At 43.0% G+C, this 15917-nt stretch carries 14 protein-coding genes; 8 read left to right on the top strand and 6 right to left on the bottom strand.

The genetic code is table 11. The features are described from left to right. Positions 1-47 precede the first annotated feature (47 nt). The 5 genes from secF to V7K69_RS11765 form a co-directional block, all read right to left on the bottom strand. Positions 48-1034, bottom strand: coding sequence for a protein translocase subunit SecF (gene secF, locus V7K69_RS11785; RefSeq protein ID WP_335034448.1), 987 nt, complete (start codon positions 1032-1034; stop codon positions 48-50). Next, entirely contained in the window at positions 1031-2443 is a 1413-nt protein-coding gene (gene secD, locus V7K69_RS11780; RefSeq protein WP_335034594.1) for a protein translocase subunit SecD, read from the bottom strand. The genes secF and secD overlap by 4 nt, the downstream gene beginning before the upstream one ends. A 131-nt stretch (positions 2444-2574) precedes the next feature. Then, on the bottom strand, positions 2575-3558 hold the full coding sequence (locus V7K69_RS11775; RefSeq protein WP_012410204.1) for an alpha-ketoacid dehydrogenase subunit beta: 984 nt from the start codon (positions 3556-3558) through the stop codon (positions 2575-2577). 423 nt (positions 3559-3981) lie between these two features. Further along, complete coding sequence (hemB, locus tag V7K69_RS11770; protein ID WP_335034446.1) at positions 3982-4962, bottom strand: porphobilinogen synthase; 981 nt, start codon at positions 4960-4962, stop codon at positions 3982-3984. A 326-nt stretch (positions 4963-5288) separates the two neighbouring features. After that, positions 5289-5648 (bottom strand): DUF4870 domain-containing protein, encoded by a 360-nt coding sequence (locus V7K69_RS11765; RefSeq protein ID WP_012410202.1) that lies wholly within the window; start codon positions 5646-5648, stop codon positions 5289-5291. Between the two features lie 125 nt (positions 5649-5773). On the opposite strand from V7K69_RS11765, the gene prfC reads away from it, so the two are divergent. The 8 genes from prfC to V7K69_RS11725 all read left to right on the top strand — a co-directional run bounded on the left by prfC (position 5774) and on the right by V7K69_RS11725 (position 15577). After that, positions 5774-7402 carry a peptide chain release factor 3 gene (gene prfC / locus V7K69_RS11760; RefSeq protein WP_335034444.1) on the top strand — a complete coding sequence of 543 codons (1629 nt, stop codon included), beginning with the start codon at positions 5774-5776 and terminating at the stop codon, positions 7400-7402. A 186-nt stretch (positions 7403-7588) separates the two neighbouring features. Next, the gene (locus tag V7K69_RS11755) at positions 7589-9865 is read left to right on the top strand and encodes a M48 family metalloprotease (protein WP_335034442.1); all 2277 of its coding nucleotides are present in this window, start codon (positions 7589-7591) and stop codon (positions 9863-9865) included. 644 nt (positions 9866-10509) lie between these two features. Next, positions 10510-11019, top strand: a complete 510-nt coding sequence (locus tag V7K69_RS11750; protein ID WP_335034440.1) for an RNA recognition motif domain-containing protein — start codon at positions 10510-10512, stop codon at positions 11017-11019. Between the two features lie 382 nt (positions 11020-11401). Beyond that, positions 11402-11842: a SufE family protein gene (locus V7K69_RS11745; protein WP_190933753.1), complete on the top strand. Its 441-nt coding sequence runs from the start codon at positions 11402-11404 to the stop codon at positions 11840-11842. Positions 11843-11936: 94 nt separating this feature from the next. Continuing rightward, the gene (locus tag V7K69_RS11740; protein ID WP_335034437.1) at positions 11937-12848 is read left to right on the top strand and encodes an alpha/beta fold hydrolase; all 912 of its coding nucleotides are present in this window, start codon (positions 11937-11939) and stop codon (positions 12846-12848) included. A gap of 245 nt (positions 12849-13093) precedes the next feature. Next, positions 13094-14065 (top strand): CobW family GTP-binding protein, encoded by a 972-nt coding sequence (locus V7K69_RS11735; RefSeq protein WP_335034435.1) that lies wholly within the window; start codon positions 13094-13096, stop codon positions 14063-14065. A 99-nt stretch (positions 14066-14164) separates the two neighbouring features. Then, positions 14165-15226: a WD40 repeat domain-containing protein gene (locus V7K69_RS11730; protein WP_335034592.1), complete on the top strand. Its 1062-nt coding sequence runs from the start codon at positions 14165-14167 to the stop codon at positions 15224-15226. Between the two features lie 78 nt (positions 15227-15304). After that, a complete protein-coding gene (locus tag V7K69_RS11725; protein ID WP_335034433.1) occupies positions 15305-15577 on the top strand; it encodes a hypothetical protein in 273 nt (90 codons plus the stop codon). 144 nt (positions 15578-15721) lie between these two features. Here V7K69_RS11725 and V7K69_RS11720 read toward each other — a convergent pair whose 3' ends face one another. Further along, the gene (locus V7K69_RS11720; protein ID WP_335034431.1) at positions 15722-15916 is read right to left on the bottom strand and encodes a hypothetical protein; all 195 of its coding nucleotides are present in this window, start codon (positions 15914-15916) and stop codon (positions 15722-15724) included. Between the last annotated feature and the right edge of the window lies 1 nt (position 15917).

Raw genomic sequence — 15917 nt, 5'->3', positions numbered from 1 at the left:
GTGAGCAATTTAAAATGCTTTAACCCAATTGTGAAATGCACACAAGTTTAACTATCCTGAGAACTGGCGGATGTATCAATTGGCTCTACGCTTTCTACCACTTGGGATTGATCCCTCTCTCGCCACCAAGTAAGGAGAGTACTGGCGATGAAAATACTTGAATAAGCTCCCATCGTGAACCCAATAATCAAAGCTAGAGCGAAATATCTCAGTGTTTCTCCACCAAATAGAAAGATGGAAGTTAATGTCAGCAACACGGTTAAGGTTGTGTTGATGGATCTTGTCAGAGTTTGGTTAACCGCATCATCAACAATTTCGGCAATTGGGTGTTCAGGATTGATTTTAATGGTTTCCCGAATGCGATCGTAAATCACCACTGTGTCATTGACTGAGAAACCTGTGATGGTAAGTAAGGCGACGATAAAAAGGCTATCTACTTCGATGCCCGCTACCAAACCCAAAAGTGAAAAAGCCCCAACTGTGATTAAGATATCGTGAAATAGGGCAACGATCGCAAACACAGCATAATCTAACTGGAAGCGGAAGCTCATATAGATAGTAATACCAATGAAGGAAACTATCAGAGCTAATATCCCAGACCTCAACAGTTCTTTTCCCAAGGTAGGGCCAACGGAGTCAATTTGATTTTTTTGCGGATCAAAAACGCCAATTTCTTCGCTTAAAGCATTTTGTAACTTGGTGCGCTGATCGACAGTCAAATCTTTTGTGCGAATTAGTACACCATTTTCTGCACCATTTTCGGAGACAAGTTGGATGCTGCTATCACCTAGTCCCTGCGCTTTTGCAACTTCCCGAACAGCATTGATATTAATTGGTTTGTCACAATTGCCGGGTTTAGTGCAATCTCGGACAAACTGTAACCTTGTACCACCGATAAAATCTAAACCGGGGCGTAAGGGTGCGTGAATATTGGGTTGTTGCCAAGAAATCACCATTGAGATGATACCAGCAAGAATAATCGCAGCAGAAATAGTCCACCAAAGCGATCGCGATTTGTTAATACTCAGTTTCATGGAGTCACCTCTGCCTTATTCGATGTTGGCAGGTTTGGACAGAAAAGTTCTGTCTTCCGCAAGGAGGGAATTGAAATTGCCAAAAACAGCAATGTCCGACTACAAGTAATTGCGGTAAACATACTCACAGCCACCCCCAAAGCTAAGGTAAGAGCAAAACCTTTGACTAAACCAGACCCCAGCCAAAACAGGGCAGCACAAGCAATCCATGTAGTGACGTTGCTATCTAAAATACTAGAAAATGCTCGGTAAAAACCAGATTCTACAGAACGATACAGAGATTTACCTGCTCGTAATTCTTCCCGTGTCCGTTCAAAAATTAGGACATTGGCATCAACCGCCATCCCAATACTGAGGATAAAACCAGCAATTCCCGGCAAAGTTAGGGTAACACCCAATAAAGCAAAGGTTGCCCAAGTTAAGAGGGAATAGATCACTAGTGAGACATCCGCAATCAATCCTGGTAGTCGATAGTAAACCACCATAAATATTAATACTAAAGTCAGACCACCAACTCCAGCATAAATACTGCTTTGAATACTATCTTTACCTAATGTTGCCCCTACTGTCCGCCTTTCTGCGATTTCTACTGGTACGGGTAATGCGCCACCACGTAGCTGTACACCCAAGTTATTAGCTTCTTGTGCGGTAAATCTTCCTGTAATTACGGCAGAGCCACCAGTAATACCTGCGGCGGCAAATTCTATACCCACGGTAGGAGCGCTGATCAGTTCATTGTCTAGAAAAACACCTATGCTTCGCCCAGTACCAGCGAGATTTTTCGTCAAATTGGCAAACAGTTCACCACCCTTTTGGTCGAAGCGAATGGTAACGTGCCAGTTGTTACCTTGAGTGGGTTCACCATAGGCATCCTTGAGGTATTTGCCACCTAGTGGTGGATTAGTGCTTTCAAACAATTCTGCGATCGCTTGATTACTTTTTTGTAAATCTTCTTGATTTTTGACAATTGCTGCTTTATCAGTACTCTTTCTCAACTCTTCTTGCTTGGCTTTCAATTCGGCTCTAGATGCTTGGAAAGCAAGCAGTTGAGTTTCTGTATTCGGTTTTTGGGTACGAAATTCTAACTGCGCTGTACCCCCTAACACCCGTTCGGCTTGCTCTGGATCGTTAACCCCTGGTAGTTGCACCAATATTTTATCTGCGCCGACTGTTTGGATCAGTGGCTCAGAAACACCCAGACCATTAATCCGACCTTCGACAACTTTCTTTACACCTTCCAATTCTCGTTCGGTGATTTTGGGAATTTCTGCTGATGGTTTCACCTGAATTGTGAGCTGTGAACCTCCCCGCAAGTCCAGTCCCAGGGGTATCGGAATTGTCGCAATCACCGTAAAAGCGGCGATTATCAGGACTAAAATCAAAATTAATAGCGATCGCTGTCTTTGCATACCATAACTCGCAACTGACAAACGCTATAATAGCGCTCTTTTGAGGAGTTATGAGTTGGGAAGTCGGAAGTGGGGAGTCGGGAGTGGGAAGTCGGGGTTGAATTTATTCCCTATTCCCTATTCCCTATTCCCTAAACCCGCAACGCTACCATTTTTTCCACAGCTTCTACGATTTGCTCTGGTTGGATGATTGTTAGTCGTTCCAGATTGCCGTTGTAAGGCGTGGGGATATCTTGAGAAGAAAGCCGTAGTACTGGCGCATCTAATTCATCAAATAAGCGATCGTTTATTGAAGCGATGACTTCTGCTCCGATACCCGCAGTTCGCATGGATTCTTCCACAACAATCACTTTATGGGTTTTACGTACTGATGCACCAATTGTATCAAAATCTAAGGGTTTGAGGGATATTAAATCAATAACTTCTGGATCGTAACCTTGTTTTTCAAGTGTTTTTACTGCTTGCAGCACATGATGCCGCATCCGAGAATAAGTGATAATTGTGACATCCTTTCCTTGGCGCACAACTTCGGCTTTATCTAAGGGTAGTAAATATTCTTCTTCTGGTAAATCTTCTTTCAAGTTGTAAAGCAAAACGTGTTCAAAGAACAACACGGGGTTATCATCGCGGATAGCTGATTTTAGTAGTCCTTTGGCGTTTCTTGGTGTCGAGCAGGCAACAATCTTCAAGCCTGGTACAGCTTGAAAGTAAGTTTCTAATCGTTGGGAATGTTCTGCACCTAGCTGCCTTCCTACACCACCAGGGCCGCGAATTACCATCGGAATTTTAAAGTTACCGCCGGAAGTATAGCGCAGCATCCCAGCGTTGTTGGATATTTGGTTGAAGGCGAGCAATAAAAAGCCCATATTCATGCCTTCAATGATGGGACGCAACCCTGTCATCGCTGCTCCCACCGCCATACCAGTGAAGCTATTTTCAGCGATGGGGGTGTCTAGAATGCGGAGTTCGCCATATTTTTGGTACAGGTCTTTGGTAACTTTGTAGGAACCGCCGTAGTGTCCTACGTCTTCACCGAGAACGAATACGCTGGAATCACGGGCCATTTCTTCATCAATGGCTTCGCGTAAGGCGTTGAAGAATAGTGTTTCTGCCATTTAGACCTTTTAGTACGATTATGGTTTTAGAATTTTATCGTGCTGCTGTCGCAAATATAGTGAGCGATCGCACTAGTTAGAGATTGGGTTTTTTAAACGAACTACCTCAAACATAGAGCGAGTAATTGCCATAACTATATCAAAGCTATTTAATTTAGATTTTAGAGGTTTTATGAGCGATCGCCTCTCACTGTGGCAAATCTGCTGATTTATTTATGTAATTAAACTTATATTCAATGTATAAATTTTTCTGTGTTCTCTGCGCCTCTGTGGTAGCCTGCGGCAAGCCACTCCGTGTCTACATTATTCCCTAACTCTTGCCTAAGTCCTAAAAGAATCTCACGCCCAAACACCAAAACACAACTCTGCGTCTTCGCGCCTCTGCGTGAGATTTCCCACTAAATTAGTATTCAATATGCCTAGCTACTTTAACCATCGCGCCGCATCTTTGGCATGGTAGGTCAAAATTAAGTCTGCACCAGCCCGTTTAAACCCAGTTAAAGTTTCCATAACCACGCGCTCTTCATCAATCCAACCGTTGAGAGCCGCAGCTTTTACCATCGCATACTCACCAGAAACATTGTAAGCCGCAACTGGTAAGTTACTCGCTTCCTTCACGCGCCAGATAATATCCATGTATGCCAAGGCTGGCTTAACCATCAGCATATCAGCACCTTCGGCGATATCTAAGTCAATCTCTTTAATTGCTTCGCGGGCGTTACCAGGGTCCATTTGGTAAGTTCTTCTGTCGCCAAATTGCGGTGTCGAGTCTGCGGCATCCCGAAATGGGCCATAATAACCCGAAGCATACTTAGCAGCATAAGACAAAATTGGCGTATCTTGAAATCCTGCTTCATCCAAACCCTGACGAATTGCTTGCACAAACCCATCCATCATCCCAGAAGGCGCGATGATATCGGCACCAGCTTTCGCTTGCGAAACTGCTGTTTTCTTCAACAATTCCAAAGTTGGGTCATTTAAAACTCGTCCTGTTAAATCACCAGTTTGTAAATAACCACAATGACCGTGACTGGTGTACTCACACAAACAAGTATCAGCAATTACAATCAAATCTGGAACTGCTGCTTTTACCGCCGTCGCTGCTTTTTGGACGATACCGCAATCATGCCAAGCGCCAGTGGCATCCACATCTTTATCAGCCGGAATTCCAAATAAAATAATAGAAGGAATTCCTAAGTCGTAAACTTCTTTAGCTTCTTCAACTATTTTATCTACCGAAAGTTGGTAGACTCCCGGCATGGATTTCACCTCATTAGCGATTCCCTCACCTGGTACAGCAAATAATGGGTAAATTAAATCGCTTGTTGTTAAAACAGTTTCACGAACCATCCGGCGCAGTTGAGGATGGGTACGCAGACGACGGGGGCGGTGTGTAGGAAACATAAAATTTTATGAAGAAAAACAACGCAGATGGACACAAAATAAAGCGTCACAAAAGCAGGCTAAAATTTTCCTGCCGTCAGACAGACTACAAACAGTGCTTAACTGTCCTTTGCCCTACTCTTAATCAAGTTGTAGGGCAATTTTGTATTCTACAGCCTGGTTGCACCTATCCAACGGACTGGGAAAAAAACGACATAATAAGCAATTCAAAATTCAAAATCGTCAGACCTTCTATTGGCAAAATTCTGGCGATTGGTTGTGTGCATCAAGGCACAACAGCTTAATAAAAATAACCAACAATTCCCAATGCCAAATGATAATTTCTTCTAAAGAAATCGGAAAATGTAGGGATAACGGAAGGGTATATCAGGATTGCTGAAAACTCCGATAAGCGCCCAAATTGTTAATCCCCAGTGTAATAGATATCCTAGACCAGCTAGTGGCCCCAATAATAATAGAGGTAGCACTAACCAACCGAATAGAAAAAACAGCGCTCCCAGAATTGCACCATAAAACCAGACATTAAAGTGGAAATTGATAGATTCTTTGGCGTTTTCTTTAACAACAGGATCGTCAGATACAAGCAGTATGGCGATCGGTACACCGACAGATACCAATGTTGTGCTGAAAAAAATGGCTCCATGCGACAAGGCTGATAGAAGCTTTCGCTTGTCTGTGTCGTACATTGCTTTCTCCTCTTTAGTTTAGATTGTTGGTTATACTACGACCCTATCATGAGCATCGTTGTCTTAAGATTAAAAGACTTGCCAGAGTCAGAAAAAATTAAGCTAGCTAACAAACAAATACAATTATGTCTACTGAACTTCAGTCTGAACTTATTCAAGCGGTTGAACTGCGCCGCAACTTTGCGATTATATCTCACCCCGATGCAGGTAAAACGACACTAACAGAAAAGCTACTCCTGTACGGGGGTGCAATTCACGAAGCTGGGGCAGTCAAAGCGCGACGGGCACAGCGTAAGGCAACCTCTGACTGGATGGCGATGGAGCAACAACGGGGTATTTCTATTACCTCTACGGTGTTGCAATTTGAATACCAGAAGTGTCAAATAAATTTATTAGACACTCCCGGACACCAAGATTTCAGTGAAGATACTTATCGTACCCTTGCCGCCGCCGATAATGCAGTGATGCTAATTGATGCGGCAAAAGGTTTGGAACCGCAAACCCGCAAATTGTTTGAAGTGTGTAAGTTGCGCGGGATTCCGATTTTTACTTTTATCAACAAGCTCGATCGCCCCGGAAGAGAACCTCTGGAACTGTTGGATGAAATTGAGCAAGAATTGGGGTTGCAAACCTATGCAGTCAACTGGCCGATTGGGATGGGCGATCGCTTTAAAGGTGTTTTTGACCGACACAAGCAACAAATACACCTCTTTGAACGCAGTGCCCACGGTAGCCGAGAAGCCCGTGATACGATGGTCGAATTAGGTGATCCGAGAATAGAAGAGAAGCTAGAACAAAGCCTGTACTACCAACTGAAAAATGATTTAGAACTCCTAGAAGGAGTTGGGCCAGAACTAGATTTGCAGTTAGTACACGAAGGCAAAATGACACCTGTGTTCTTTGGTAGTGCCATGACCAACTTTGGGGTAGAGTTATTCCTCAAGTATTTCCTCGAATATGCCCTCAAACCCGGTTCTCACTACAGCAGTGTTGGTGAAGTTGCTCCTACATACCCAGAATTTTCGGGATTTGTCTTTAAACTACAAGCAAATATGGACCCGAAACACCGCGATCGCGTCGCATTTATCCGGGTTTGCACTGGTAAGTTTGAAAAAGATATGATGGTGAATCACGCTCGCATTGGTAAACTCATCCGTCTGTCTCGCCCGCAAAAACTCTTTGCTCAAGAGCGAGAATCGATTGATGTGGCTTATCCTGGCGATGTGATCGGTTTAAACAATCCCGGTGTTTTTGCGATCGGGGATACAATTTACACGGGACAAAAGCTCGAATATGAGGGGATTCCGTATTTCTCGCCGGAACTGTTCGCATCTTTGAGGAATCCCAACCCCTCGAAGTCTAAACAATTCCAAAAAGGCGTTGCGGAATTGCGAGAAGAAGGTGCTGTGCAAATTATGTATTCAACTGATGAAGCCAAGCGCGATCCAATTTTGGCGGCGGTGGGTCAGTTGCAATTTGAAGTAGTGCAGTTTCGCTTACAAAACGAGTATGGTGTAGAAACCATATTAGATTTATTGCCCTACAGTGTCGCCCGTTGGGTTGAGGGTGGTTGGGAAGCATTAGAAAAGGTGGGAAGAATATTCAATACCACTACAGTTAAAGACAGCATGGGACGGCCAGTGTTGCTATTCCGCAATGAATGGAATTGTCAACAGTTATTGGGCGACCATCCAGAGTTAAAATTAAGCGCGATCGCTCCAGTATTTTCTAGTCAACAACCAGTGGACGAATGAAGAAGAATACAGAATTCAGAATTTAGATGAAGACTCAACTGAATTCTGACGACTGACTCCTGAATTCAACCTTTATCGTTCACTTGACAAACAAAACTTGAGCGCGGTTGATTTCCACGGCATCCGAGGTTCGCGCTTTTGCACAAACGTGGATCATTTAGAAGAGATTGGAGTGCCAGAATTTGTATGCCTTCACATGCCAAACCGTCTTTGGAGGCTGGTTTAGTTGCCCTCAAACAGGGAAATTACCAAACAGCGATCGCCCAACTAGAACCTATTGCTAGCAGCCAAAGCAATGGGACTGCTAGCTTACAAGCCAAGGTTGGTTTAGTGATGGCTTATGCTCGCACTGGCGAAGTTGCCAATGCGATCGCTATTTCCCAGAATCTCATTGAGAGTAACAATCCGCAAGTTCAAGAGTGGGCAACACGCGCTCTCGAACACCTGACAAAACGTAAGAAACGCGATCAAGAATCAAAAAATGTCGAAACTGGATTTGTAGCGTTTGATAACTCAACTCCAGATCCTCCTCCAGATTCTCCCCCAGTTACCCCCGTGGTAACTCCTACATTAGAGGAAAAGCCAGAAGAGCAAGTAATAGAAACCAAGAGCGACGACACCCCATCGATGGTGCCACTACCTAGACTCAAAGCTACGGTAGCTACACCATTACCACCACCGGCTGCACCTTTAAACGGTTTCATGGGTTCTGTTACCCGCACCCAAGCTAAATTATTTGGTGTTATTTATTGGCGACAAGCACAACGCGCCAAAGCATGGCAACCCCTACGTAAACCGAAATTAATTCCTTTGCGGCTATTGACAGCAGGAACATTCATTGCTCTGTTTTGGATGATGCGAGAAATCCTCAAGTTCGCAATGGGATTGATCAACCTGACTTTAGTCAAACTACCTTATCTGGAGCCAGTGCAGTTTTTATACAGCAACCCTACTAACTTGTTACTAATAGTATTGGTGATTTTGAGTGGAGTATCACCTTGGTTACTGGATCTGCTACTGGCAAACTTATATGGTCAGCGAGAATTTTCCAAAGATGTATTGAATGCCCATAGCCGCGAAGCTGTGCGGGTGCTACAACGTTGTTGTCAACAGCGCCACTGGCCGTTACCCAAACTGCGGATTTTACCTATGGCTGCACCAATTATCCTGACCTACGGTAGTTTACCACGTAATGCCAGGATTGTTGTCAGTCAAGGGCTATTAGAGCAACTGGCAGATGATGAAATCGCCATTATTTACGCCACCCAATTAGGGCATATTGCTCACTGGGATTTTTCTGTGATGTCTTTGTTGTTGCTGGTGACACTACCAATTTATAAGCTTTATCAGCAAATATCAGAGTTGGGAGACAAAATATCAGGGATTTGGCGTTGGCCAGTGACAATTGTGGCTAGTCTTATTTATGGACTTTGGGGTTTGCTAACAGGGACTGGATTGTGGTTGTCGCGGTTGCGGCTTTATTATAGCGATCGCGTCGCATCTGAAATCACAGGTAATCCCAACGCCCTGATTCGCGCTTTACTCAAAATTTCCATTGGTATTGCAGCCGATATCCAAAAAGAAGAACAGACCAGTTGGCAACTAGAAAGCTTAAATCTCTTGACACCAGTCAGCCATCAACAGAGCCTTTCTTTGGGAACGATTGCCAGCAATTTATCTTTTGAATCATTTTTGAAGTGGGATACTGCCAATCCCTACCGCCAATGGTTTACGATTAATAATAGTCATTCTTTGATGGGCGATCGCATCGAACGCCTCTGCAAAATAGCCCGTCACTGGCATTTAGACACCGAACTACATTTTGCTAGCGAACCATCAAGGGTTAAGCGTCAGTCTTTCTTATTACAAATCGCTCCCTGGTTGGGGATTCCTTTAGGGTTTCTGTTTGCAGCTTTGGTCTGGCTAACCTGGCAACTAGCATTCGCACTCAAGTTTTTAAATCTAAAGTGGATATATGAAGATTGGTCTTTCATTACAGGCTGCCTTCTAATTGGCTTTAGCATTGGTACAGTGATGCGGATTAATTCTTTTTTCCCAGATATCAAATCCCCCACGGTACAAACTGATGACTACCTACCCAACCTATTAGCTGACCCTTCTGCCTTACCTATTGATAGCGTCAGCGTGCGTTTGGTGGGTAAACTATTAGGTCGTCAAGGTACTAGCAACTCCCTAGCACAAGATTTAATCCTCCAATCCAGCACGGGCTTGGTGAAATTACACCACATTTCTTGGCTAGGACAGTCAGTGAATCACCAGGATCTTATCGGTCGGCAAATTATCGTCACAGGTTGGTTTCGGCGAGGAGCAACACCTTGGATCGATGTCCACACCTTAGAAACTCAAAGTGGTAAAACTATTCATAGCCCTCATCCCATCTGGTCTACTTTTTTGGCAGTTGCAGCACAGGCTTTGGGTGCATACGTTTTTCTGACTGGTTAATTATTTGGGAATTGGGAATTGGCATTGGTCAATTAGCAAAGGACAAATGACAAATTGGAATGTAAAGAAAAGTTGCAGGTTTTCTTTCAAAGTGTTACATTTATTTACACAAACAATTGCAGCCGACATAACTCAGCACTACAGCTTAGTGATGAATTCGGATGCTTTCCCCCCTCCATACCTTTTTATCCTCCCAACACAGCAGGAAATCAACCAGCCATCGGCTGGTTTTTGTTTCAAATTATGCTCCCTTGAATAAAAAAATGTGTTTTATGTTACGATGCAGTAATACTAACGTTAGAAATGTATGCGCTAAACTAGCTACGTAGAAAATACCGTGGTAATGTAAGGAATGGTATTTGATTCTGCGAAAAAGGCATGGAAGAAAGCGTGTACTTTAGCAGGCAATAGGCTATTAAATTTACAATTCTTAGAATTAAGGTGTTATTAGCTCACCATTGTGTGGGCCTTTGGATTAAACAAGCTTGATCCCGACGAAAAACTGTATTGTATAGGTTGACAGTTTCGAGCAAAAAATTGGTTGATGGCAGTCTTGGTCAATAGCATCTATTTAAATTAAAAGCCAAAGCCAAGTGATTGTTTTCTCGCCTTGCCATGTTCATTTAACTCTGGAGGTATAGTTCATGTCCGTTCGCCTATATATAGGTAATTTGCCTAAAGAAGAAATCGATCGTCAAGATTTACAAGCAGTTTTTGCAGCAGAAGGTGAAGCTGTAACTACTAAATTAATTAAAGACCGCAAAACTGGCAAATGCCGTGGTTTCGGTTTTCTTACTGTCAACAATGACGAACAAGCTGACGAAATCATTGAAAAGTATAATGGTCAGATGTTTAAAGACACTGCCATTAAGCTAGAAAAGGCATTACCTCGGACAAAGGGTGAAGAGGGCGACGAACAAGCTCCTAAACCAGTTACTCTAGCTGGTAGTAGTACGCCCACTCCTGCTGTTAATAGAGAAGGTAGAGAAGGTAGCCGTCGGGAGAAAAGCTCTAAAAAGCCCCGTCGTGGCGGCGGTTCCCGCGAAAACAGCACCACAACAACTACCGATGCAGACGCTATTCGTCCAGATCCTCGTTGGGCTTCGGAATTAGAAAAGCTGAAGCAGATGCTAGCTGCACAAACTACGAATTAATCCTTAAGGGAGAGAAATTAAAAATTAAAAGTCAGAATTTTTTTTGATTTTTAATTTTTAATTGTTGATTATCACCTGGCTGCTTAGTTAAAACCTACTTGCAGCTATTTTTGTAAGTGCATATTGATACAACGTAATTTGTATAGAGTTGCTATTAAAGCCTGCTTATAAAAAAATTAAGTTTTTGCGATTAGACGTATTAAAAAGGTAACTGAAAGATAAGTGCGATGCCTACGGCGGGATGCACCTACGCAGTAATTATCTGGATTTGATAAATTAGAGTTAGTAATGGCTAGCTTCATACTGCCAAGTGAACTAGAGGCGTTATCGCTCTCCAGATAATTTACACTCAAGGTAAGACCGATCATTTGCAGCTTCTGTTATGTCCTCAACTCTAGATTCTTTGCCACCTGCGCTTGCTAAAATTGTCCAGCGCTTTCAACGCGCTTCCGAACCGAAGCGGCGCTACGAACAGCTAATCTGGTATGCTCAGAAGCTCAATGAGTTTCCAGAAGCTGATAAATTACCCGAAAATAAAGTTCCTGGTTGCGTGTCTCAAGTTTATATCACCGCAGCTTTGGATGACGGTAAAGTTGTATTTCAGGGCGATTCCGATTCTCAGTTAACCAAAGGATTAGTAGGGCTGCTAGTTGAAGGATTGCAGGGACTAACGCCAACTGAGATTGTCCAACTTACTCCAGATTTTATTCAAGAAACAGGTTTAAATGTTAGCCTGACACCTTCCCGTGCGAATGGGTTTTACAACATTTTTAAAACCATGCAAAAAAAAGCATTGGAATGTAAGTTAGATTTACCTAGCTAAACTTGGTTATTTGTCATTAGTCATTTGTCATTAGTCATTTGCAAAGGACAACTGACAAAGGACAAATAACGTATAATTACCAAAATTTAGTGTCATGTCAACCAATGTATTATCTACCTCTGCTGCTACTGGCTTTGGTGGAGTAGTTCAAGAATATCTCTGGAATTGGGAAAATCAGCAATTGCGCGTTGTTTATGAAACCCTTGGTAAAGGTTCACCGCTATTGCTACTACCATCTTTCAGCAGTGTTTCGACGCGTTTGGAAGTCGGCGAACTTGCCAAGTTACTAGCTCCCAATTTTCAGGTTGTAGCCATAGACTGGCCTGGATTTGGTGAATCTTCTCGCCCTAGCTTGAATTACCGACCGGAAATATATCAGCAATTTCTGGAAGATTTTGTCAAAGCTGTTTTTAATACTCCTGTTACTGTGGTGGCGGCTGGTCATGCTGCTACATACGTTTTACAATTAGCTGTCAAGCAGGCTGTTTTCTCAAGGATTGTATTGTTGGCTCCTACTTGGCGTGGGCCTTTGCCGACAATGGGGGCAAGTCAGCAAATAGCTGGCATGGTGAGAGGATTGGTGCGATCGCCTATACTTGGTCAAGCTCTCTACAAACTCAACACTACCCAATCTTTCTTAAGTTTGATGTATCGTCGCCATGTCTTTACTGACGCGGCTAAAGTTACACCCAGTTTCATCGAGAAGAAATGGCAAACAACTCAACAACCAGGAGCGCGATTTGCTTCTGCTGCCTTTGTAACTGGTAATCTTGATGCTGTACAGGAACAATCTGATTTTCTGGAACTTGTGCAATCTTTAAACCTACCGATTATGGTAGTAATTGGAGAATCTAGCCCTCCCAAATCACGAGAAGAAATGAATGCTTTAGTAGCCTTACCAGGAGTGAGAAGTGTTGTTATCCCTGGTTCTCTGGGATTGCATGAAGAATACCCAGCCGTTGTTTTAGAAGCAGTTCAAGATTTTTTGTTCTCTTCAGAAAATTAAATCTTTGGTGCGAGACTAGGATTATAGAACTAGCCCTTTCGAGATGGGTAAAAATATTGATCAATAAATTCTTTTAAACCACAGAGGCGCAGAGGACACAGAGAGAGAAGCAAATGCAGTTCTCGCACTTTTTCTCTCTGCGCTCTCTGCGCCTCTGCGGTTCGTTAAAAAAGCACAAAAATATAAAAAGATTTATCATGGGCGATAATGATTATCCACAAGGTGAGATAAGGGGAATTTAGAGTATGGTGGCTGACGTAATCGACAATTCAGTTCCCGTTACTGTTCTTACAGGCTATTTGGGAGCAGGTAAAACGACTCTACTCAATCACATCCTCACCTACGAACACGGCAAAAAAGTTGCTGTGATTGTCAATGAATTTGGGGAAGTGGGTATTGATAATCAATTGATTATCGATGCCGATGAAGAAATTTTTGAAATGAATAATGGCTGTATCTGTTGTACAGTGCGCGGCGATTTAATTCGCATCATTGGCAATTTGATGAAGCGACGGGATAAATTTGACCATTTAGTAATTGAAACAACTGGATTAGCCGATCCTGCGCCAGTGATTCAGACATTTTTTGTAGATGAAGATTTACAAAGCCAACTGTCTCTAGATGCGGTGGTGACAGTCGTAGATGCGAAGCATATTTGGCAGCACTGGGATGCAGACGAAGCCCAAGAACAGATTGCTTTTGCCGATGTAATTTTACTTAATAAAACAGATTTGGTTGCGCCAGAAGAGTTAGATGAATTAGAAAAACGGATTCGGGCGATGAATGCGATCGCAAAAATCTACCGTACCCAAAATTCTGAACTCGGAATGGATGCTTTGTTGGGTGTAAAAGCCTTTGATTTAGAACGCGCATTGGAAATTGATCCAGATTTCTTAGGCGAAGATGCCCACGTACACGATGAAACTGTCTATTCTGTGGCTTTAGTAGAAGCAGGTGCTGTGGATGGAGAAAAATTAAATACTTGGCTTTCGGAGTTACTGCGTACTCAAGGGCCAGATATTTTTCGGATGAAAGGCATTTTAAATATTGCTGGAGAAGATAATCGATTTGTATTCCAAGGAGTACACATGATATTCGATGGCAAACCCGATCGCCCCTGGAAACCCAGCGAAACCCCCAAAAATGAACTAGTCTTCATCGGTCGCAACCTTAATGCAGACAAACTCAAGCAAGATTTTCTCGCTTGTTTAGCTTAAGTTAGGGAATAAGGAGTGAATAAGGGAATAGGTTACAGCTTACAGGGTACAGATTATTCCCCATTCCCAATTCCCAATTCCCCATTCCCCTTTACAAATATGAACACCACAACCAGCAAATCTAAGGAATTTGAACAACACTATTCGGGGACGCTTTCAGATTATGTAACTGCGATCGCTTGGTCGCCACAAGGTAAAACTTTAGCAGCAACTTCCGCCGCCGGCGAAGTAGTTTTGTGGAATGATGGCGAACTCACAAGTTTACAAACTGGTAATGGTAAATCAGTAGACTGTCTAGCTTTTTCACCAGATGGAAAATTTTTAGCCGTCGGTGGACAAGATGGACAAGTAAAAATTTGGCGCGATACTGAATTAATCGCCACCTTGGAAAATGCGCCCGCATGGGTTGACAAGCTAGCTTGGAATTACACCAGTAACCAACTGGCTTTTAGTTTGGGGCGTTACGTCCAAGTCTGGGATGCAGATACTCATGAAATTGTCGTGACACTGAATTTCGACAACTCTTCAGTATTGGGTATAGATTGGCGCATAGACGGACAATACTTAGCCATTAGTGGTTACAAGGGAGTCAAAATTTGGCATAGTCAAAACTGGGATGAAGAACCATACAGCCTAGATATGACTACTGTCAGTTTAGCTATGGCTTGGTCGCCCGATGGCAAATTCCTGGCTTCTGGCAATATGGATCGTAGTGTCACCGTTTTGGAATGGAATAACCCCGATCCTTGGGTGATGCGCGGCTTTCCCGGTAAAATTCGCCAATTGGCATGGTCAGAAGCTATGACCAAAGTAGGTGCGCCAATATTGGCATCTTCTAGCGTTGAAGGTATTGTGGTGTGGGAAAAACTAGAGGATGATACTTTAGGTTGGGAAGCACGAGTATTAACAAATCATGTAGGTGTGATTAATGCGATCGCCTTTGCACCTAAAAGCTTCCTTCTCGCTTCTGCTGCTGCTGACGGCTGGTTGTGTTTGTGGAACCAAGCCAAGGAAGTATCTCAAATTATCACAGGTGTCTCAGGAGGTTTTTCGACTTTAGCTTGGCACCCCCAAGGCAAATTACTGGCCGCAGGCGGTGAGCAAGGCGAATTGGTTATTTGGTCAAAGGTTTTACGAGGTCAAGGATTTGGGCGCAGTTAAATGATACCCAGTAATGAAAGTTGAACCTCGGCAATTTATTGGTTATGCTGTATCACCAAAGGTATTTTTGTGTAAATTATGAACATAGTGAAACTGATTTTACTTGCTTGTCCCGCATTTCTGGTATCCATGCTGCTGATAGTTAATCCAGTACACGCATCCAGCCTCAAATCTCTAGATGCTACACAAGTTGTTACTGTAACATCTACACAAAAAATTCCTGATCTCGCAACCTCGAACTTGATTCAAACATCCAATCCCATTAATGATCAAGTTGGTTGCAATTGTGCAAACTGTGTTCAGTCTAAATTTCAATCGCTACAAGGTAAGCTGCCATCAGTCGGTTTTTAATAGAGTTAGAAGTTATGAATCTTGTAGGGGCACAGAATTGCTGTGCCCTTATTAATTATTAATTAGCTTTTTGTACATAGCGATCGCAGCTGCGGCATCATTATTTAATTAAGGTCATACCTTAAAAACCAAGTAGGAAAGTATTTAGGCAATCTCTAAATACTGAGAAACGTGCTGGTAAGCTAGTGAAGTTGGTGCGAACGCGAACAGTATGCCGTAGGCGATCGCAATCTGCACCCAAGCTGTTAAGCTCTTGTTCAAAGAGCTAGTCCGGGGATTAGAAAACTTGCTAGAGTGAACAGAGTTAGCCTTAATGTCTAATCGCCAAAACCTATACATC

Origin of the sequence: Nostoc sp. (genome assembly GCF_036917775.1) — a bacterium.
Classification (GTDB): Bacteria; Cyanobacteriota; Cyanobacteriia; order Cyanobacteriales; family Nostocaceae; genus Nostoc.
This window is presented reverse-complemented; position numbering and strand designations above follow the sequence as displayed.